This is a genomic window from Acinetobacter sp. ACNIH1, assembly GCF_002934695.1.
Classification (GTDB): Bacteria; Pseudomonadota; Gammaproteobacteria; order Pseudomonadales; family Moraxellaceae; genus Acinetobacter; species Acinetobacter variabilis.
In genome coordinates this window covers 102622-123407 of sequence record NZ_CP026426.1, presented here as the reverse complement: position 1 = coordinate 123407, position 20786 = coordinate 102622, and the positions used below count along the sequence as shown (strand labels likewise).

At 40.3% G+C, this 20786-nt stretch carries 20 protein-coding genes and 7 pseudogenes; 8 read left to right on the top strand and 19 right to left on the bottom strand.

Translation table 11 applies throughout. From position 1 onward, the window contains the following. Window positions 1-58 precede the first annotated feature (58 nt). From tnpB to C3F22_RS17390, 6 genes and pseudogenes are all read right to left on the bottom strand, one after another. Window positions 59-394, bottom strand: coding sequence for an IS66 family insertion sequence element accessory protein TnpB (tnpB, locus tag C3F22_RS17410; protein WP_000618091.1), 336 nt, complete (start codon window positions 392-394; stop codon window positions 59-61). After that, on the bottom strand, window positions 391-774 hold the full coding sequence (locus C3F22_RS17405; RefSeq protein WP_001055585.1) for a transposase: 384 nt from the start codon (window positions 772-774) through the stop codon (window positions 391-393). The genes tnpB and C3F22_RS17405 overlap by 4 nt, the downstream gene beginning before the upstream one ends. Before the next feature lie 357 nt (window positions 775-1131). Next, window positions 1132-1299: pseudogene (locus tag C3F22_RS18680) on the bottom strand (IS3 family transposase); the annotation flags it as partial. Window position 1300: 1 nt separating this feature from the next. Continuing rightward, complete coding sequence (locus C3F22_RS17400; protein WP_104427073.1) at window positions 1301-2488, bottom strand: HlyD family efflux transporter periplasmic adaptor subunit; 1188 nt, start codon at window positions 2486-2488, stop codon at window positions 1301-1303. Next, window positions 2485-3171: pseudogene (locus C3F22_RS17395) on the bottom strand (ATP-binding cassette domain-containing protein); the annotation flags it as partial. The gene C3F22_RS17400 and the pseudogene C3F22_RS17395, both read right to left, overlap by 4 nt. 56 nt (window positions 3172-3227) lie before the next feature. Further along, the gene (locus C3F22_RS17390) at window positions 3228-3932 is read right to left on the bottom strand and encodes an IS6-like element IS1008 family transposase (protein WP_001067790.1); all 705 of its coding nucleotides are present in this window, start codon (window positions 3930-3932) and stop codon (window positions 3228-3230) included. A 216-nt stretch (window positions 3933-4148) separates the two neighbouring features. On the opposite strand from C3F22_RS17390, the gene C3F22_RS17385 reads away from it, so the two are divergent. Beyond that, window positions 4149-4478, top strand: a complete 330-nt coding sequence (locus C3F22_RS17385; RefSeq protein ID WP_026055492.1) for a four-helix bundle copper-binding protein — start codon at window positions 4149-4151, stop codon at window positions 4476-4478. 134 nt (window positions 4479-4612) lie between these two features. Here the strand turns inward: C3F22_RS17385 and C3F22_RS17380 are convergent, their stop codons facing one another. Beyond that, a complete protein-coding gene (locus C3F22_RS17380; protein WP_104427072.1) occupies window positions 4613-5317 on the bottom strand; it encodes an IS6-like element IS1007 family transposase in 705 nt (234 codons plus the stop codon). A 243-nt stretch (window positions 5318-5560) separates the two neighbouring features. Next, entirely contained in the window at window positions 5561-6055 is a 495-nt protein-coding gene (locus C3F22_RS17375) for an NAD(P)H-dependent oxidoreductase (RefSeq protein WP_392390339.1), read from the bottom strand. A 9-nt stretch (window positions 6056-6064) separates the two neighbouring features. On the opposite strand from C3F22_RS17375, the pseudogene C3F22_RS17370 reads away from it, so the two are divergent. Further along, window positions 6065-6254 (top strand): annotated as a pseudogene (locus tag C3F22_RS17370) (DDE-type integrase/transposase/recombinase); the annotation flags it as partial. A 16-nt stretch (window positions 6255-6270) separates the two neighbouring features. On the opposite strand, the pseudogene C3F22_RS17365 reads toward C3F22_RS17370, so the two are convergent. The 4 genes and pseudogenes from C3F22_RS17365 to C3F22_RS17350 all read right to left on the bottom strand — a co-directional run. Next, a pseudogene (locus tag C3F22_RS17365) lies at window positions 6271-6468 on the bottom strand (hypothetical protein); the annotation flags it as partial. A 23-nt stretch (window positions 6469-6491) separates the two neighbouring features. Beyond that, the gene (locus tag C3F22_RS17360) at window positions 6492-7412 is read right to left on the bottom strand and encodes a copper resistance protein B (protein WP_005237511.1); all 921 of its coding nucleotides are present in this window, start codon (window positions 7410-7412) and stop codon (window positions 6492-6494) included. Next, window positions 7399-9402, bottom strand: a complete 2004-nt coding sequence (locus tag C3F22_RS17355; protein WP_104427070.1) for a multicopper oxidase domain-containing protein — start codon at window positions 9400-9402, stop codon at window positions 7399-7401. The genes C3F22_RS17360 and C3F22_RS17355 overlap by 14 nt, the downstream gene beginning before the upstream one ends. Window positions 9403-9491: 89 nt before the next feature. Continuing rightward, complete coding sequence (locus C3F22_RS17350) at window positions 9492-9788, bottom strand: hypothetical protein (RefSeq protein ID WP_004760992.1); 297 nt, start codon at window positions 9786-9788, stop codon at window positions 9492-9494. Window positions 9789-9936: 148 nt separating this feature from the next. Between C3F22_RS17350 and C3F22_RS17345 the strand changes: the two genes are divergently transcribed. Both C3F22_RS17345 and C3F22_RS17340 read left to right on the top strand, forming a co-directional pair. After that, window positions 9937-10617, top strand: a complete 681-nt coding sequence (locus C3F22_RS17345; protein ID WP_004663993.1) for a heavy metal response regulator transcription factor — start codon at window positions 9937-9939, stop codon at window positions 10615-10617. Continuing rightward, on the top strand, window positions 10610-12010 hold the full coding sequence (locus C3F22_RS17340; protein ID WP_034171651.1) for a heavy metal sensor histidine kinase: 1401 nt from the start codon (window positions 10610-10612) through the stop codon (window positions 12008-12010). The genes C3F22_RS17345 and C3F22_RS17340 overlap by 8 nt, the downstream gene beginning before the upstream one ends. A 38-nt stretch (window positions 12011-12048) precedes the next feature. On the opposite strand, the pseudogene C3F22_RS17335 reads toward C3F22_RS17340, so the two are convergent. Then, window positions 12049-13333 (bottom strand): annotated as a pseudogene (locus tag C3F22_RS17335) (MgtC/SapB family protein). Then, window positions 13330-15426, bottom strand: a pseudogene (locus C3F22_RS17330) (copper-transporting P-type ATPase); the annotation flags it as partial. The pseudogenes C3F22_RS17330 and C3F22_RS17335, both read right to left, overlap by 4 nt. A 32-nt stretch (window positions 15427-15458) precedes the next feature. On the opposite strand from C3F22_RS17330, the gene C3F22_RS17325 reads away from it, so the two are divergent. Beyond that, window positions 15459-15764, top strand: a complete 306-nt coding sequence (locus C3F22_RS17325; RefSeq protein WP_004779997.1) for an IS630 transposase-related protein — start codon at window positions 15459-15461, stop codon at window positions 15762-15764. Between the two features lie 44 nt (window positions 15765-15808). Further along, on the top strand, window positions 15809-16297 hold the full coding sequence (locus C3F22_RS17320; protein WP_158651686.1) for a transposase: 489 nt from the start codon (window positions 15809-15811) through the stop codon (window positions 16295-16297). Here C3F22_RS17320 and C3F22_RS17315 read toward each other — a convergent pair. The 4 genes and pseudogenes from C3F22_RS17315 to C3F22_RS17300 all read right to left on the bottom strand — a co-directional run. Continuing rightward, window positions 16297-16584: pseudogene (locus C3F22_RS17315) on the bottom strand (YHS domain-containing protein); the annotation flags it as partial. The gene C3F22_RS17320 and the pseudogene C3F22_RS17315 overlap by 1 nt on opposite strands. Before the next feature lie 11 nt (window positions 16585-16595). Next, window positions 16596-17246, bottom strand: a complete 651-nt coding sequence (locus C3F22_RS17310) for a methyltransferase family protein (RefSeq protein ID WP_104427068.1) — start codon at window positions 17244-17246, stop codon at window positions 16596-16598. Window positions 17247-17266: 20 nt separating this feature from the next. Beyond that, on the bottom strand, window positions 17267-17515 hold the full coding sequence (locus C3F22_RS17305; RefSeq protein WP_004695740.1) for a DUF2933 domain-containing protein: 249 nt from the start codon (window positions 17513-17515) through the stop codon (window positions 17267-17269). A 26-nt stretch (window positions 17516-17541) separates the two neighbouring features. After that, entirely contained in the window at window positions 17542-17973 is a 432-nt protein-coding gene (locus C3F22_RS17300; RefSeq protein WP_034171653.1) for a hypothetical protein, read from the bottom strand. A 364-nt stretch (window positions 17974-18337) separates the two neighbouring features. On the opposite strand from C3F22_RS17300, the gene C3F22_RS17295 reads away from it, so the two are divergent. Both C3F22_RS17295 and C3F22_RS17290 read left to right on the top strand, forming a co-directional pair. Next, window positions 18338-18718 carry a copper resistance CopC family protein gene (locus C3F22_RS17295; RefSeq protein WP_004681441.1) on the top strand — a complete coding sequence of 127 codons (381 nt, stop codon included), beginning with the start codon at window positions 18338-18340 and terminating at the stop codon, window positions 18716-18718. 64 nt (window positions 18719-18782) lie between these two features. After that, window positions 18783-19664, top strand: coding sequence for a copper resistance D family protein (locus tag C3F22_RS17290; RefSeq protein ID WP_005105846.1), 882 nt, complete (start codon window positions 18783-18785; stop codon window positions 19662-19664). A gap of 234 nt (window positions 19665-19898) precedes the next feature. Here C3F22_RS17290 and C3F22_RS17285 read toward each other — a convergent pair whose 3' ends face one another. Next, window positions 19899-20780 (bottom strand): IS982-like element ISAba9 family transposase, encoded by an 882-nt coding sequence (locus C3F22_RS17285; protein WP_004282326.1) that lies wholly within the window; start codon window positions 20778-20780, stop codon window positions 19899-19901. Between the last annotated feature and the right edge of the window lie 6 nt (window positions 20781-20786).

Genomic DNA, 20786 nt, shown 5'->3' with positions numbered 1-20786 from the left:
AGGTCATGAGAAGAATGAAATAGAACGTTTGGAGAATAGCAGAATGGTCGAGCCTGGTTTAAAGCATCGTCACCACCTGCTGTCGTCCAATGCGCTGCCAGGGCAAACCTTGGATCAGTGCCTGTAACTGTTCCGGGCTGAGGGCCACGGTTTCACCTTGGTGAACTTGAGCCCAGTGAAATTTGCCCTGTTCCAGCCGCCGGGCACACAGCCAGATGCCCAATCCATCATGTACCAGCACTTTCATGCGATGGCCACGTTTATTACAGAACAGGTAAGCACAATGCGGTTTGATGTAGCCAAAGGCTCTCACCACCTGAGCCATGGTCGTATCCATACCTGCACGCATGTCCATGGGCTGAGTAGACAACCAGATTTCATCAATGCGGATCATGTTGCAAGTGCCTTGAGTAATTCTGCCAAGGCAGGTATTTCTGATGTCTGCCATTTTAGCTGAATATCATTATTCGTATGAGGCACGGTGATACACAACGTGATCCTCTCATCAATAGGTTGGCTGATTGCAGCAGTGTAAGGCAAAGCAATAAATGCTGGATTCACATGAGTAGGATCCTGCACGGCACCCTCATGATGGCTGAAGATCCTGATCCAACGACTGACAAGGTTGGCATTAATACTATGTTGCAGTGCGACCGAAGCGATCGAGGTATTAGGATTTTTGCAGGCATTGACAATACTGAGTTTGAATTCTTTGCTGTATTTTCGGCGTTTTTTAGCAACAGGAGGTGTTGCTGAATATATATCCATGTTCATGGATTAAGTCCCCACTTGTTTTTAGGTGGGAACTAAATTAAGGCTTATAGGATCGCTTGGTAAGGCTGTGTTAGCCGGATGCTTACACATAATACATCTTATGCGAAGTCAAAAATGGGAGCTTTAAGCTCCCATTTTTACTGTATTTTTTTGAAAATTTCGTATAACGGCCATTATGTTAAATGAGGGGATAAAATACGATCATGTATTTATAATCCGGTTCTTTTTTGATAGAAAGAATTATCCTGTTTTTCAAATCCATTTCTTATCCTCGATATCGGGTTATTATAAAACTCGTTAGCTAGGCTTTTAATATTAGTAAATTTCGGATTCCAGTATCCTAGACATGAGACAGCCTCATTTTGAAGCTGCCTCAAAGACTTCTGGACTTATCCTGTCGAGAGGCATTAACGCCTGATTCGATTGTAAAATACCTCGATATAATCAAACACGTTTGTACAGGAAATTTCTCGAGTTTTATACATTCTTTTTAATTCTTTCCCTCTTTAAGTTACTAAAAAAAGAATTATCTTTCTCTTAGAGCCTCTTTAGCCTTATTAAACGGCTTGATCAGATAATCCATCACGGTTTTTGAACCTGTGCGAATATCCACGGTGGCCACCATTCCCGGCGTAATATTGAACTCCTGCCCGGCGGCATTTCTCAATTTGTCACTATCGGTACGGATATACACACGATAGTAGAACTGATCCTGTTTGACTTCATCCCGCAAGGTATCTGGTGAAATCACGGTCACTTTACCTTTTAGGCCACCATAGATCGAATAATCATAAGCTGTAATTTTAACCAATGCTTCCTGATCAGGGCGAATAAAGGCAATATCACGCGGCGAGATTCGTGCTTCAACTAGTAATTTTTCATCCAGTGGCACGATGGTCATCAACTTGCCATTTTGTGGAATCACCCCGCCCAGCGTCATCACATCAATCTCTTTGACCACACCACGAACCGGTGATTTAAAAACAGTCCGGCTCAAAGTATCCGACTTGCCACGTACCACCTGTTGCTGAGTTTCCACATCGGTATTGGCTTTGGACAGCTCTTCCCGCGCTTGGACATAATATTGATTCCGGATATCATTCATCTGATTACGCAGGTCATTGGCTTCACGTTTTAGACGCAACACTTCAACTTCACTGGCTGCCCCTTTGGCGACCAATGGTGCGGTCATTTCCAGTTCTTGCTGCACCAGTAACAAAGCCTGTTCCAGGCCTGCAACGGATTCTTGTAAATTGGCACGACGCGACTGATACAGGGCCGTTTCTTCTTTAACCAGTTTTGGATATTTCAACACTTCTTCAGGAAAGACCAACGGTGCGCCGGTGACTTCCGCACGTAAACGGGCTGAAGTGGCACGTGACGAAACCAGTAAGGATTCTGATTCACCGACGTTGGATTCAAAGCGGGTCGGATCAAGCTGGGCCAATACTTGCCCACGTTCTACAATCTCACCTTCTTTGACGTTGAGTGTGGTCAGAATACCGCCATCCAGAGACTGAATCACCTGCTCTTTGGATGATGGAATTATTTTTCCAGTACCGGTAGATACTTCTTCCAATTTGAATAACCAGGCCCAGGTCAGTAATACCAGTAGGCCAATGCCGATAATCCAGATGATGACACTTGATTTGGGTAAGGGCGGTTCCTGAAAGCTGACCTTGCTGGAACGTTTTAATTGCTGTAGTTCACTCATGCACTTGCTCCCACAACCCGATTATTACCGCCTTGCGACTGATTCAGGATCTGATCCCGTGGCCCATCCATGACAATCTTGCCATCATTGACCACCAGAATACGATCCACCAGTTCCAATACCGCACGGCGATGAGTCGCAACGATCATCGTACGATGGGTTAAATACCCTTTGAGATGATCAATCAACTGCTTTTCTGACACATCATCAATAGCAGCAGTCGGTTCATCCAGCAGTAAAATTTTTGGCTGACGGATCAATAGCCGCGCCAATAACAAGGCTTGACGCTGTCCACCAGAAAAGCCGACACCGCCTTCCAAAATGATATGATCCAGCCCTTCTTTTTTCTCCTGTACAAATCCCAGTGCGCCGGTAATCTGTAAGGCTTCCAGAATTTGCTGATCGGTGGCCAAGGGTGCACCCAAAGTCAGGTTTTCACGAATTGAACCATAAAATAACTGTGAGTTCTGATTCAGCAAGCCCATATCACGCCGCACATCTGACGGGTCAATCAGGGTTAGATCAATCCCATCCAGCTTGACCTTGCCCTGTAGCGGTGTCTGCATCCCAGACAAGAGCTGCAATAAGGTCGATTTTCCTGCACCATTACGGCCCAGAATCGCAATTTTCTCCCCGGGCTTGATTTCCAGCCTAGGAATCATCAAACTCGGTTTGGGATCATCATCAGGCACTGTTGCAAATAGAGATTTGAGTCGATGAAGTTCCTTTTTAAAAGTGCTTAGAGACCGAAAACCCTGTTGATTAGACACACTTCACCTTGAGGCTGACCATAATAAAATGACGATGCTTGTCCTTTACGTAGTGCACGCATGACTTCAATACCTTTGATTGTGGCATAAGCCGTCTTCATAGATTTGAATCCTAATGTGGCCCTGATGATCCGCTTTAACTTACCATGATCACATTCAATGACATTATTTTTATACTTAATCTGCCTGTGCTCAATATCTACTGGACATTTTCCTTCTCGCTTTAACCGTGATAAAGCATGGCCATAGGTCGCTGCTTTATCTGTATTGATGACCCGTGGAATTTGCCATTTTTTCACCGTATTGAAGATTTTTCCTAAAAAACAATAGGCTGATTTACTGTTCCGTCTAGCGGAAAGGTAAAAGTCAATCGTATGACCACGTTGATCAACTGCACGATACAGGTAAGTCCATCGCCCCTTCACTTTGATATAAGTCTCATCCATATGCCATGAATGTAAATCTGTAGGATTACGCCAATACCAGCGTAAGCGTTTTTCCATTTCTGGAGCATAACGCTGAACCCAACGATAAATTGTGGTGTGGTCAACATTCACACCCCGTTCAGCGAGCATTTCTTGAAGTTCACGATAGCTGATGCCATATTTACAATACCAACGAACAGCCCAAAGAATGATTTCACCTTGAAAGTGCCGACCATGGAAGGGATTCATCTGCTGTATCTCGAAATAAATAAGATATTTAGCTTATCATATCAGCCTATTTGCAACAGTGCCTGAATACATGAGCAGCTAAATCACTCAAAGCCAGCATCTAAAACCATTTAACAAAATCTATGACTATTTTACTTTCCCTTACCTAATCGTCCTAGTGTATATCTTTTTTTTTGATTAGCTTATTCCTAAATCAAGTGACTTTAGGTAAGTATGATGAACGATATCCAATTTTCAGATTGCGCAAAGGCATGTATGAGCTGTTACCTTACCTGTGCCAGTTGTGCAAATGCCTGTCTAAAAGAAGAAAATCTGGAGATGATGCGAGAATGTATTCAGCGTTGTCTAGATTGTGCAGATATTTGTCAGCTCTGTGCTCGTATGCAGCAAAATGAATCTCCTTTTATGAAAGAAATTTGTGAGCTTTGTGCCAAGGCTTGTGAATACTGTGCAGATGAATGTAGCCAACATGAGCATCAACACTGCCAGCAATGTGCTGATGCTTGCCGTGAATGTGCCGTCGAATGTCGAAAAATGGTTGTCTGATAAATAAAAGAATTAGTTGAGTTTAGGATTTACTCAATGAATAGCCAACGTGTTAGTTGTTAGTGGGTCAAACCACTAACAACGGCACTGTTGCAAATAGGGATCTGAGTCGATGATTTTCCCTTCAAAAAAGCTTAGAGACCGAAAACTCTATTTACTAGCCAAACTTCTCCTAGAATATTACCGTTATAAAATAATGAAGCTTGTCCTTTGCGTAGAGCACGCATAACCTCAATTCCTTTAATTGTGGCATAAGCCGTTTTCATAGACTTGAATCCCAACGTAGCCTTGATGATCCGTTTGAGCTTGCCATGATCACATTCAATCACGTTATTCTTGTATTTAATCTGTCGATGGTCCAAGTCTTCAGGACACTTTCCTTCCTGTTTTAGTCGCGACAAAGCACGGCCATAGGTATGAGCCTTATCAGTGTTTATGACTCGTGGAATCTGCCATTTTTTGACATGATTCAAAATTTTACCAAGAAAACAATAAGCTGAATGGGTATTTCGTCTAGCAGAAAGATAGAAATCAAGAGTATGGCCACGTTGGTCAACTGCACAGTATAGATATGCCCATTTGCCATTCACTTTTACGTAAGTTTCATCCAGATGCCATAAATGTCGATCTGTAGGATTACGCCAATACCAACGTAAACGTTTTTCCATTTCTGGAGCATAACGCTGAACCCAGCGATAAATTGTGGTGTGATCAACATTCACTCCACGTTCAGCGAGCATTTCCTGAAGTTCACGATAGCTGATGCCATATTTACAATACCAACGAACAGCCCAAAGAATGATTTCACCTTGAAAGTGCCGACCGTGGAAGGGATTCATCTGCTGTATCTCGAAATAAATAAGATATTTAGCTTATCATGTCAGCCTATTTGCAACAGTGCCGTTTCTGGTTCAAAGCCTTCACCTTTTCCTTATTTATCTCTGACTTCTTTAATGTAAAAACCCAATCATGAAGAGTGGGTTTTTACAATATTCATTGTACCTTTAACAGCACTTCATCGGTACAGCATAAAAGTGTTACTGACCTGGCAATGAGGCGCAGTATTTAATACCATCCAGCATTTATAAACTGCGCTGATTTACACGCTTGGACAACTCTTCAGCCGATTCCTTGCGTTCAGAATAACGATCAGTCAGGTATTTGCTTTGACCACGAGTCAGTAGAGTGAACTTAAATAACTCTTCCATGACATCCACAATCCGGTCATAGAAAGCTGAAGGCTTCATTCGTCCATCTTCTTCAAATTCCAAGAAAGCTTTCGGAATTGAAGACTGATTTGGAATGGTGATCATCCGCATCCACCGCCCCAAAATACGCATCTGGTTCAGGCTGTTAAATGACTGTGATCCACCACTGACTTGCATCAAGGCAAGGGTTTTAACTTGGGTAGCACGGATTGCTCCTCCTGCAAGTGGAATCCAGTCTATTTGTGATTTAAAAATGGAACTCATAGAACCATGACGTTCAGGTGAACACCAGACCATACCTTCAGACCATGCAAGAAGCTCATGCAGTTCTTTTACTTTTGGATGCTCAGTATCCGCATCTTCTGGCAAAGGAAGGCCCCACAAGTGATAGATACAGATAAAGCACACATATGGAGGTGCTTTGTCACGGTTAAAATGGGAAAGAAAATGTCCACCAGATCTTGAGCACAGGCAGGTTAAGTATAAAAATAACGTGATCGAATGTAATCATGGCAAGCTAAAGCGGATCATTAGGGCCACTTTAGGATTCAAATCGATGAAGACGGCTATGCCACATGCATCTATTCAGATGGCATTAAACACCGATGATGTACAGACGAAGTAGTAGCAGCCGATCCTACTAAAAGAATAGCAAACGATAAAAACAGCGATAAGCATGTTTTTAACCACTGCATAAAAATAGACCAAAAATTAAGCTTTTTTAGTTTTACAGATTCGAAAATAAATAGTAATAATTCATGAATAGTAGCCGAAGCTACCATTCATGATTCCAAGTCATATTATTTTAAAAAACTAATTCGATACCTGCACCATATTTCCATCCCTTTTCAGACTCTGTTGCCTCTTGCATAGAAGTGGCTTTCTGTCCTTTTTCATATTGGTAAGCAACATCAATGAAAGGTTTAATTCGCTTAGTAATCTCATATCGGGTTTTGATACCAGTTTTAAGTTCTGATAAACCTGATTTTGCAGCATAGTTAGAATCATCGCTAAATATTACATCTGCTTCGATATAAGGTTGAGTAATAAGTTTCTGAGTTAAAAGCAAATCACGTTCTAATTCAAAACTTGCTCCCCAAAAATTATTCTCACCGCCATAAAGATATGCTTGTGTTTCAAAGAAATAAGGAGCTAGACCTAATATACCAATAACCCCATCCACTCGATCGCTGCTGCTGTTATTTTTATCTTCACTATATCTTACCCCAGCTTGTACATCCCAAAATGGGGCTACGTTACGGCTATAAAGTGCTGATACAGCATATTTTGGATCATTACTTTCTGACTTTTCCGAATTGGCTTCAATAAATAGACGATTTTCATCTGTTCCAATTAAAGTTTCAAACTTTGTTCCTAGGTTGCCCTTACCGTCTTCATCAACCATCCATTCATTTTCAAATTTTGTCGTTTGATAAATTTGTCCACCATGTTCTTTAAGATGATTGTCATGAGGTGAGTTAGAGTTCTCAAGCGCAATCTGGACACTCTTATCCCCCATATTCGCATTTTCCATTGAATAATATTCTGGATAACGCTCTTGAAGGGAATACTTTAATCCTCCAGATTCCTGTAAAAGAATTTTCATATTTTTTGTAATATTACTGTCTTGTACAGGAGTTTCATTTTTAGCGAACGTTAGATTTGATAATCCAAATAGCGCAATCATCAAAGTTGTTTTTGAAAACAAATTATTAGTGATGTGCATGTGGATTTACTCCCTTCTCATTTACTTGGGACTGAGGAACAGTCTTTGTAGAATTACCATCTTCCACTTGAGCTACAATGAGTTTATTCATCATTCCTGCACTCATATGGTAAAGCAGGTGACAATGAATAGCCCACTCACCTAACTCATCAGCTGTGAGTAGAGTGGTTATCGTTTTCCCAGGTGGAACAATTACCGTATGTTTGTTTGGCATATTGCTTGGATCCTGACCATTCTCAAGCTGCATAAACATGCCATGTAAGTGCATTGGGTGAGCCATCATACTGTCATTGACAAATTTTAAGCGAATACGTTCACCATACTTCACCACTAGTGGGTCGGCTTCATTAAATTTTTTACCATTTATTGTCCAAATATAACGCTCCATGTTTCCACCAAGACGGATCTCTATTTCACGTTCAGCTGCACGAGTGTCTTTTTGAGGATCTAACGATTGCAAATCACTATATTGCAATGCTTTATTACCTTCAGGTGTTGAAGCATTTGCCCATCCAAATACGGTATTATCATTCTTGTCTGAAGCCGCCTTAACAGTAGCGCTATTCATCGGCATATCATGATCCATACCTTTCATAGAAGACATATCATGATCCATACCTTTCATAGAAGACATATCGTGATTCATATCTTTCATTGAAGACATATCATGATCCATACCTTTCATAGAAGACATATCGTGATTCATGCCTTTCATAGAAGACATATCATGATCCATACCTTTCATAGAAGACATATCATGATCCATACCTTTCATAGAAGACATATCATGATCCATACCTTTCATAGAAGACATATCGTGATTCATGCCTTTCATAGAAGACATATCATGATCCATACCTTTCATAGAAGACATATCGTGATTCATATCTTTCATAGATGACATGTCATGGCTCATCCCCATATCTTCCATAGTTAATAAAGCACGAGGGCGAGATTTAGGCATCTCAATTTGTTTGACTGCTGGGCTGCTTTCTTCATGTAATGTTCCCACTGAAAAACCGGTACGATCAATAGATTCAGCTTCAATTTGGTAATGTGCTTGTTTTGGTTCCACAATGACATCATAGGTTTCAGCAGTACCAATACGGAACTCATCTACAGGAACGGGCTTTACAGGTTGACCATCAGCACTGACTACAGTCATTTTTAGGTTTGGAATGCGTACATCAAAGAATGACATAGCGGAAGCATTAATAAAACGAAGGCGAACTTTTTCACCAGCTTTGAAGTTACCGGTCCAGTTTTGCTGAGGTGTTTTGCCATTCATTAAAAATGTATAACCAGTCACATCGGACATATCTGTTTTCAACATCCGCATCTGATTCCACATAGAGCGGTCTTGCCAAGTTGCCTTTAATCCATCACGTTTAACTTGTTTTAATACATCGAATACTGTTTCGCGACGGTTCTGATAGTAATCTGCTTCTTTTTTAAGATTTTTCATAATTTGATCACTTGTTGAATTATGAAAATCAGAAAGCAAAACAACGTAATCTTTATCGGTTTTTTCAGCAGCTGTTAGTGGAGTTTTATCTTTAGGATAAATAACAAAAGCACCATATAAACCGTCTTGTTCTTGTCCTTTACTATGTGAATGATACCAATAAGTACCATTTTGGCGGACTTTAAACTTATATTCATAAGTTTTATTAGGGGCAATGCCATTAAATTTGTTAAATCCAGGTACACCATCCATAATTCCAGGTAATAATAAGCCATGCCAATGGATTGAAGAGTCCTGATTTTTTAACTTATTGTGAACACGGATAACGGCCTCATCACCTTCTTCAAATTCAAGAAGTGGTGCAACGAATTTACCATTAACGGTAATTCTCTTTAGCGGTTTTCCTGTGATATTTACAGTTTGTTCAGCGATTGTTAAATCATATTCTTTAACTGCCGCCATTACCCAAGTTGATGAAAATAAACCAACTCCAATTAAGAGTACATGACTTAACTTTTTTGACATTCTATCTCACCTTTAGAAAGGTCAAGATTGAAGTAATAAAGCAAATATTTAGTATAAACTTTAATACTTCTTTCTCGCTATTTATAAAATTATTTATTGCTACCAGGCATATTCATCTTTGAATGATCCATTTTAGAATGGTCCATATTCATCATAGAATGATCCATTTTTGACATGTCAGATGAGTTAGGAGACTGATGTTGACTATGATCTTGCTGAGTCTTGTCATCTTTTTCCATTTTACAAGGTTTTGTACAAGGTTTCTGTGCTTTTACCGTTTTAGTGGCACTTGAGGTTGATACATCTTTTGCCCAAGATTGAGTACCAGCAATTAAAGTTCCAGCACACATTAAAATTGTTAGACTACGACGCACTACAGTTTTCATAAGTTTCTCTAAAAGTTAATTTCTTGCTACTACAATAAAGTGAAGCACTGAACATCTAAGTGACTTGAAAATGACATTTTTGTAATCTATCTCGATCAGATGTTTTATAACGTTATTATAGTTTTAATGAATGACTTAGGATTCGGAAATGAGAATACTATTAGTTGAAGATGAACAAAAAACTGGTGATTATCTCAAGCAAGGTTTATCCGAAGCTGGCTATATTACGGACTGGGTTACAGATGGGTTAACGGGTAAACATCAAGCTCTTTCTGAAGAGTATGACTTAATTATTTTAGACGTGATGTTACCTGGACTAAATGGTTGGAATATTATCAATGATATTCGTAGCAGCGGTAAAACAATGCCCATTCTTTTTCTTACCGCCCGAGATCAAATCGAAGATCGAGTAAAAGGATTAGAGCTAGGCGCTGATGATTATTTAGTTAAGCCTTTTGCTTTTGCAGAGCTTCTAGCTCGAATAAAAACGCTCCTTAGACGAGGGCAACAAAGAGAAGATAATAATATTATTAAGATTGCTGATTTAGAACTTGATTTGAGAAAACGTCGGGTAACACGAGCAGGTCAACGCATTGATTTAACGGCTAAAGAATTCGCGCTTATGGAGCTTTTTATGCGTAGAAGAGGTGAAATTCTACCAAGAGCACTTATTGCATCTCAAATTTGGGATATGAACTTTGATAGTGATACGAATGTCGTTGAAGTCGCTATTAAACGATTAAGAAGTAAAGTTGACAGTAACTTTACTCCCAAATTAATTCAGAATATTCGAGGAATGGGGTATGTACTAGAGGTAGAGGATGAATAATAATTTATTCAGAGCGATCAGTTTCCGGATCGGTATCATTTTCTCATTATCTACTATTTTCATTCTAATTATTATGGGTTTGTTCATAAATAAATTAGTAATGCATCATTTTGAGACTCAAGACCGTACCCAATTAGAAGGTAAAATCCAGCTGATTCAGAATCTTATCCAACAGAATCCTAAAAACTCTCCAGAACTTAATCTTTATTTGAGAGACGCTTTAGTTGGACACCATGATCTTATGGTTCAAATAGAACGACCGACAGGTAAAGTTTTATTTAGTTCAGCACCTTCAACAATTAATACTCAACACTTAACCAAGTCAGCAAATAATTCATGGATTAAATGGAAAATTCAGGATAAGACTTATCGTGGCATGATCTACAACACGGATATAAACAAAAATACTGAGATACAATCTGTACGCATTATTGTGGGGATCGATACATCTGAACATCTACATTTTTTAAATGATTTTAAGCGTCAACTTTTTTACATTGGTTTAGCCGGTACGATTTGTTTAATGTTTTTAGGCTGGTTTGCAACCTGGAGAGGTTTAAGACCCGTGCAAAAAATGGCTAAGGTCGCAGAAGGCATTTCTGCCCAACATCTTTCAGAACGTTTAGAAGTTGAGCACACACCAACAGAACTAAAATCATTAGCAATTGCCTTCAATGATATGCTCGACAGACTAGAATCAGCTTTAGAAAGGCTTTCCGATTTTTCATCTGATTTAGCGCATGAAATTAGAACACCGATTAATAACTTAATGACTCAAACTCAAGTATGTCTTGCCCGTAACCGAGATATTGGTACTTATCAAGAAATACTATTTTCTAATTTAGAAGAATTAGAACGTTTGGCTCGAATGGTATCCAATATGCTTTTCTTGGCAAAAGCAGAACATGGCCTAAAATTACAGAACTTACAGAATATTGACCTGGTTAAAGAAGTTACAGCCTTATTTGATTTCTATGATGCGCTAGCTGCCGAAAAAAATATGACGCTTCAACAAACAGGATCTGGAAATGTCAAAGGTGATCCTGCTATGTTACGTCGAGCACTCAGCAATCTATTATCTAATGCAGTTAAATATGGAAATAAGAATTCTACAATACGCATAAAACTTCAACAGAATTTAGATAACACAATATTTTCAATTGAAAATGAAGGCCCTGAAATCTCTCCTGAACAACTATCCAGGTTATTTGATCGATTTTATCGAACAGATGCATCTAGACAAAGAACAGAAGAAGGAACCGGCTTAGGGCTCGCGATAACAAAATCTATTCTTGATATGCTTGGGGCGACCATCCAGGCTGAATCCCTCAATGGTCGAATCATTTTTACCATTGTTTTTCAAAGTGAATCCATGCAAGGGGAATCATTTTAACTCATTTTTTGAACATCTTCCATTTACCCGAGTTGACCTTACATAAAGCTCAAACTGAGAGCCAGAGCTACGCCAGCACCTATCATGGCAATTGTGTAGCCAAATATGATAGCTCGGCCAAACTGTGCCCCCCCCTGTCATCCATGCAATTGTCGCTTTGCTTAACATGTTGCTCAGTGTGGCTAGCCCTAGCGCGACAGCAGCCACATTTGTTGTTAAGCCTTCAGTACTATGCAGGCGGGCAAGTGAGACTAAAATAGCATCTACGTCTGCTAGCCCAGAAATAGTCGATAATACGAAGATGCCGCTGGTGCCCAACCATTGTTTTGCTGCCGGGACCAAGACTGCCATGACAGCCAGGAAAGCAGCGAAGCTGAATGCTGTCCCAAGATCAAAAGGAGCCATTGCTTCTATTGTTCGATCGTTGTTTTCAGCGCTGGTAATTTGGCGTTGTCTCCACAATGCCATACCCAGCAGAAGGATTCCCGCAATCATCATTGCACCACCAAAAGTGCTTAGCAATGCTGGCTCAATGACGCCTATCAGCACAACCATACGAAAAAACATGATGCCACAGGCAGCCAATGTTCCAGAAATAGCAGCACTGACCATGACGGGGTGCTGGCGTGTATAGCGTGCCAGTGCGACAGTTGCAGCTGTAGACGATGCCAAACCACCCAATAGACCTGTCCAGAATATGCCTCTTTCTGAACCGGTAAGCCGCATGGCAAAATGACCTGCCAGAGAGAGTCCGGCAATCAGGATCACTGCCCACCATAACTGGTAAGGATTTAATGCAGCAAAAGGTCCCAGACCCGTATTGGGTAAGTAGGGTAATATAACGACAGAAAGTACCAGCAACTGCAGGGATGCGGTTAATTCACGATGCTCTATCAAGCGTAGCCAACCGTGTAAGGTTGGCTTGAGATCCAAAAATACAGCGACGATTACAGCCGCGGTTAATGCTAAAGTAACATTGCCATGGGATGCATATGCACCTAAAACTAATGTCAACAGCATCGCAATAATTGTGGTAGCACTTAAATTACCGGAAATTTTTGCGGTACGAGCATAGGACACTGTTAGTAATAAGGAAAGCCCTAATACGGCCGCGACCAGCGGCCAAGGCCCGAAGTTTGGTTGTAAATGACCGAGCACTCCTCCGAGCAATCCTGTCAATGTGAAGGTACGTAGGCCTGCTACTCGGCTGCCCTCGGGCAATTCACGATCGTGCCATCCTCGTTCTAAACCAATGAGCAGGCCGATGGCAAGTGCTGCAATCAGGCCTGATACATCTGGTGGAAGAAAAAGACTCTCTATCATAGCTTTTTATGTCGCAGGCGAAGGGCATTCGTGATCACTGAAGCTGAACTCAAACTCATAGCCAAGGCCGCAATCATCGGTGACAACAACCAACCGGTAAATGGGTAGAGTACGCCAGCTGCTATTGGGATACCCAAGGCATTGTAAAGGAAAGCAAACATGAGGTTCTGTTTCATGTTGCCAACAGTAGCTTCCGAAAGTGAACGGGCAACCGCGATACCGCGTAAATCTCCCTTGACCAAGGTAACTTGAGCACTATTCATTGCGACATCAGTCCCGGTCCCCATAGCGATACCAACATCAGCCTTGGCTAGTGCTGGTGCATCATTAATTCCATCGCCGGCCATGGCAACAATACGACCTTCCTTCTGTAATTTGCTTACAAGTTCCAGTTTATCTGCTGGCTTAACCTCACCATGTACTTCATCAATACCCAGACGTGCTGCGACTGTACGTGCAGTGGTGAGACCATCTCCCGTTGCCATCACGATCCGTAAACCTGCTTCCTTCAGGGTGGCAAGTGCTTCGGGGGTACTTGTTTTGATTGGATCAGATACAGCAAGCAGGCCAGCCAATTGACCATCAACAGCGAGATACATCACACTTGCACCTTCTGAACGCAGCTCTTCGGCTTGCGGAATCAGAGATTGTACCGAGATACCTAATTGCTCCATCAGTGCTGTGTTGCCCAAAGCTAACTGACGATCGCCCACTTGACCTCGAACACCAATCCCTGAGCCTGATTCAAAATTATCTGGTGTTTCAAGAGACAGGCCACGTTCGTGTGCTGCATTTACAATCGCTTCGGCTAGCGGGTGTTCACTGCCTTGATCAAGACTGGCGGCTAAACGTAATACTTCAGATTCATCGAAACCTGATGCGGCAACCACACGATCGAATACAGGGCGTCCTTCAGTTAACGTACCTGTTTTATCGATGATTAGTGTGTCAATCTTGCGTAGATTCTCAATGGCTGCTGCATCACGGAACAGCACACCATGAGTAGCACCTTGACCCGTCGCAACCATGATAGACATTGGAGTTGCCAAGCCTAGTGCACAAGGACAGGCAATAATGAGTACTGCCACAGCATTGATTAATGCATAAACCCAGCTTGATTCTTCTGGGCCGAATAGTCCCCATCCAAAGAAGGTAAGCAAGGCAATGGTCACTACAGCCATGACGAACCAACCTGCTACCTGATCAGCCATACGTTGCATTGGTGCTCTCGATCGTTGAGCTTGCGCCACCATCTGTACGATCTGGGATAACATGGTACTTGAACCAATTTTCTCTGAACGCATGATCAATGAACCATTGGTATTCAGGGTAGCTCCAATGACTTTATCGCCGATACGTTTAGTGATAGGTAAAGGTTCACCTGTCAGCATCGATTCATCCACTGAACTACTTCCTTCAGTGATTACACCATCCACAGGCACTTTTTCACCTGGGCGAATTCTGAGTAAATCTCCTACATGGACATGCGTTAGAGGAACATCTTCTTCAGTTCCATCAGGCAGGATTCGGCGAGCTGTTTTAGGAGCGAGCCCAAGGAGTGACTTAATTGCAACAGAAGTTTGCGAACGTGCTTTTAACTCCAATATTTGTCCCAGTAGGGTCAATGAAATGATGACCGCTGAAGCTTCAAAGTAAACAGCGACACGACCCATGGAAATAAATGAGTCTGGGAAGATTTGCGGTGCAATGGTTGCGACCACACTATAAATAAATGCAGCTCCAGTGCCCAAACCAATCAGCGTCCACATGTTCGGGCTGCGATTCACAACCGATTGCCAACCCCGGGAAAAAAATGGCCAACCTGCCCAAAGTACAATTGGGAGTGACAACACCAGTTCAATCCAGCTCTGAACCGCCATATTGAACAGGTTCATTTGATGACCAAACATCGCCAAAAAAGTCACGATGATGGTCAATGGCAGTGTCCACCAGAAGCGTCGGCGGAAATCACGTAACTCCGGATTCTCATCTTCCTCTAACTCGGGAATGAGTGGTTCCAGTGTCATTCCGCATTTAGGACAGTTTCCAGGATGATCTTGTTTAATTTCTGGATGCATTGGGCACGTATATAGCCAAATACTTAAAAATATAGAACAATAGAAACATGGGATATTCAAAAGATTTTAAAGACAAAGTCATAGAAATTATGACTAGAGATAAAATGTCTGTGCGAAAAGCAGCACAGCATTTTAACGTCTGTATACAGACGATTCAGAATTGGAAAAAGTCCACTGTAACTAAACCTATTCCTGGTCGCCCAGCTAAAATTAGCAAAGAGCAAATATTGAATGATGTTGAACAATATCCCGATGATTACATCAGTGAACGGGCAGAACGTTTTGGTGTCAGTACACATGCAGTATTTAATGCGCTACATGCTGCAGGAATATCGCGTAAAAAAAGACGTTAAAGCACCCTAAAGCAGATCAAAATCAACGTCGGCAATTTCAGAACTTGATTGAATGTTTAGAACAACAATTACCACTGGTTTATATCGATGAAAGTGGTTTTCAAAGCGAAAGTACGAGATCGCATAGTTATAGCTATAAAGGAGCGCGAGCTGAAGCTGAATTTAACTGGCAGTTAAAAAATTGTAGCAATGCGATTGGCGCATTAATCGAAAATAGATTGCTTACAGTTGGAGTATTTGATTGTTCAGTGAATACCGAGGTATTTGAATGCTGGATTGAACAGGATTTATTGCCAAAGCTGAAAAAAACCAGTGTATTGATTATGGATAATGCCACCTTTCACAAAGGAACAAGGCTTCAGGAGTTGATACGTTGTGCAGGCCATTACATTGTGTGGCTTCCTAAATATAGCCCGGACTTAAATCCTATAGAAAAAATGTGGTCACGAGTAAAAATGATTCGCAATAAATTTAGAGTTAAAGATATTGATAAATTGTTTAAAGATTACTGTAATGATTTATTTAGTATTTAGCTATAGATGATCGTGCCTGTTGTGCTTGTCTCATTAACGGATTGAGTAGTCTGATGATGCTGTGTATGTGCATCGGCAGTCGTCGTTGCGGGTTTAGCGATATATTGCACCGGGCTGCTATGAAACTTTGATTGACATTTATCACTGCAAAAAAAGTAAGTTTTCCCCTTAAATTCCTCATGGTATTTCGATTCTTCAGTGACGGTCATACCACAGACTGGGTCTTTCAGTACGTCTGTTGTAGCCTGTGTCATATGATCCTGATTATGATTTTTTTGATCTAACATGAATAATTCTCTTATGGCAAAGTAGTTTTATGGCCGAATTTCGGAATAAATCTCGGAGTCTGTTGGGCATAGCTGTCATAGACAGCGCCAAATTGTTTACTCATTTCAGCCTCTTCCTTAATTGCCAAGCGGCTGTACATTAAGAGTAAGATTGGAAACATAATCAGTGTCAGTAAAGTTGGCCATTGCAATAAAAAACCCAGCAAGATCATCACAAAAGCCACGTATTGTGGGTGACGTATACGTGCATAAGGGCCTGTGATCGCTAAAGAATGCTGACGTTGCGCGTTGTACAGCACGTGCCATGACGTTGATAACAGGTAAAATCCATAGCCCAAGAAAACGTAACTGGCGATATGCAAAATGCCAAAATGTGGATCACCTTTTTCACCTAATAGCGTTGACCACAAGTGACCTGCATTATGAGAAAGTAAGTCAAGTTGAGGGAAGCGAGTTTGAAGCCAACCAGATAACAGGTAAATGGTTAAAGGAAAACCATACATTTCGACAAATAGAGCAATGATAAAAGCCGAAAAGACCCCAAATGTACGCCAATCGCGCGCAGTGGAAGGTCTAAAAAAACTGAAAGCGAACATGATAAAAACTGCTGAGTTAATGATAACCAGCGTCCATAAACCATAAGCCGATTCCGCATGATTCATGATGGATCTCCTGATAAGAGCTATTTTTTGTTATCAGATATATCGGATTTTTTTTGCTGCGAGTGGTTATGCCCATGACCACCATGCATAAAAATATGCATCAGTGGACACGCTAAAAGGAATAAATAAGGCAAAGCACCGATAACGTGGGCTAAATGTTCCGTTAATAGAAAATAAGCTGCGATACCACCCAGCACGATTAGACCAATGGCATAACGTGTAGACCAGAAGTTAGGTACTGAATTATTTTCTTGGTGTTGGTGATTCATGGTGCTTTCCCCTAATTCATGGGTAACTATTTAGTTGCTGACGGAGGCATACAGTCCATCATCATCTGCATCATGGATTGCATCATGTCCATACGTTTTTCCATCATTTGCTGACGGTCAGCCATATTGGCATTCATGCTTTGGCTACCCATCTGTTTCATCATGCTTATACCTCCTTGCATGAGTTTCATGTGCTCAGCCATAAGTTTCTGACGTTCTTGCGGGTTTTTTGCAGCCATCATCTTTTCATGCATGGCTTGCATCGCTTTCATGTGCTGGTCCATTGCAGCCATTTTGTCTGGAGTCATCGTGCCAGTAGCTGTCTTTTTAACAGTGACTGTGGATGGAGGAGTATTTTCTGGGTGATGAGTTTGATGCTCTTCAGGATTTTGGGCTAATGCACCTAGAGCGGCAGTGGTTATACAAAGTGCAAGTAAAGTTTGGCGGATATAAGTCATGATATTTTCCTTCCATCAGTTGATCAGCCGATACAACCTTTAAATGAATGAAGCAAACAAATAGAGAGAGGTATTTTTCATTTATTTGCTCCACTCATTCTTTTGATGAAGTTGATCGCTGGTTATGCCACCGGTGTTTTACTTAGGTGGTAGCTGGTTATAGTCAATTTTTTTATTTCTATTGAATAATTTTATCACTTGAGTCTATTGATTTTTAAAAATGACAAAAATGTAATTTTGAAGTCATCGCCCTGTTTCTGTCTCTTACTAATAATTGAAATATAAGAGGAGATGATGTGGTCTCATTAAATATAGATTTTATAAAGTCATCTCTAATGAACTAACGAATCAAGAGGAAACGTAAATGAAATTATTTCAAAATAAAATGACTGCTCTACGTAATGTTGTAGTAGCTGCAACGATGATTGTGGCTACTACAACTACGTTCGCTCATGTGAGTTTAGTGAGTGCGATTCCTGCGGAAAATGCATCTATCCTTAGTCAACCAAAGAACTTGACCCTTAACTTTGGTGCAGAGGTTATGTTGATGAATATTAAGTTACTGGATGCTCAGCGAAGAGATGTTCCTTTAAAATATAAAGTTACTCATGACTTAAAGAAATCCTTTGATGTAGCTCTTCCGAAACTGAAAAAAGGTAAATATACCGTTGTCTGGACAACAATGGGGAAAGATGGTCACAACATGAATGGTGAATATAGTTTCACTATCAAATCAACTAAATAAGAATTGATTACCTTTCAACATGTCAGTGAGGTGCTGGCATGTTGTTCTAGAATGGACAAAAATAATGATTTCTGAATATTGGATGTGGGCCACTTGGTTAACTAAGGTTATTTTATATTTAAGTGTAGCTTTTGTCGTTGGTGGAGCCTTTTGCTATTTTTTACTTAGACAATATCTTGAACTAAAAGAATCGATTCTTAAATATATTACAATTGGCGCTGGATTAGGCCTAATTTCCAGTACCTTGGGATTTTTTATTCTGATTGGTAGTTTTGCCAATACTGGTATTACAGGTATGGTGGACCCCACGTATATTAATATATTGGTTAATACTCCGACGGGGTATATATACGTTCTTCGTTCTATTAGTTTTGCTCTTTTACTTCTTCTCATGGTGGTTAAACTTAACAGGAACAAAGGTCAGTTTTCTATAATTGAAAGTTCAATATTTTGTGTTTTACTTCTCCCGATTATTTTTAGTTTTTCCCAGCTCGGACATGTCGCTAATTTAACCTTACTTGCTCAAATTTTATTATCAATCCATATTCTAGTTATGTCGTTATGGATGGGGTCTTTATATCCGTTATGGAAAACCAGCCGGGAAATAAGTGGTTTACCTTTAAAAGATCGCATGCATGTATTTGGACGTATTGCTGCTTTCATTGTTGGGATATTAATCGCCTGTGGCGCTAGTGTAGCTCTTCTTTTAATTAAAGATTTTAATACCTTAATCAATACTGCATATGGCTATGGTTTCATGGTTAAAATGTTTTTTGTTATAGGTATTCTACTTTTAGCTGCCTTCAACAAATGGTATTTCACCCCGCGTCTTCAACATCCTAAATTCGCTAAACACCTTAGTCATGCCATTTTATTTGAGATGTTATTAGGTCTATCAATTCTATTAACAACAGGCTATATAACCACTGTCGTGGGTATTGAATAAGAGAATTTCAAAATAAGGGAATTGAGGAAATTTAACATTACTGCATTTATCTTTTGTAGCTGAGCAATAAAGTTTCTACTGGACTGCCAACTTACGACAATCAGAACAGTAAAATCGCATCATGAGGCATTATACATAAAGGTAGTCACCGGTTTTTAGCTTATCTTCAACCCATAACGGTCTCATCTATTCAGTTCACTACCATTGATTGAAATAACTAATCTTACGCCAATCTCAACTTAAAATAAGATTTTCGAATTGAATTGGTGAATGACCAAGCTTTTTATTTAGCACCACACAAATTGTATGCGACAGAATTTTACGAGTTATGCGGTGGGTTAAATGCCATAGATCTTTTGCCCTCACTTTCTGAATGTGAAAGCGATCTGTTAATTGACCAATCACTGTTTCAATCTTTCTTCTGGCTTTCATCAGTATTTGCAGTGTCTCTTTAGGTCTGAAATCTATCATGTTTTTTCTAAAGGGTGTTTGTAAATCAATACCCTGATATTCATAATATCGTTTCAATTCTGGTCTTAAATAGCCCTTATCTGCTCCCAGTAAACCGTAAATATCATTCGTAATTTCAGGTGCAACATCTCGCTCATCACAATGAGCAGGTGCAAAGGTATAACCCGAAATCATGCCTGAAAGATTAATGACGATATGAGCTTTGAAACCATAATATTTTTCTTGTTTTGCAGCACAATAACTAAAACCTGCGTATTCTTTAAAGTTTTTATGCTTTCTAGCTCTGGTATAACTACAGACAGGGAGTGGGAAGCCATCAATAAAGTGAATGTTATCTGAACCATAACGCTGAATGAGCTGTGCCATAATGGATTGACTGACATGCCACAGGTTTGCACAATGTTTACAGAAATTGGGATAAGATCCTAATTTTGGAAACCATTCTAACCAATTGTTTTTGAAATACATCCAAATATTTTTGTCTGTATCTAAACCAAGAAATTCACCTACTATTTGCATAGTGATGATTTCTGCATCAGTAACAGCAGGCGGAAAACCACGAGTTCTCAGGGGCTGAGTAACAACAATGGGATAAAGTTCTTCTATGATTACATAGACAAAAATGATAAATTCTTCAATGGACATAACTTT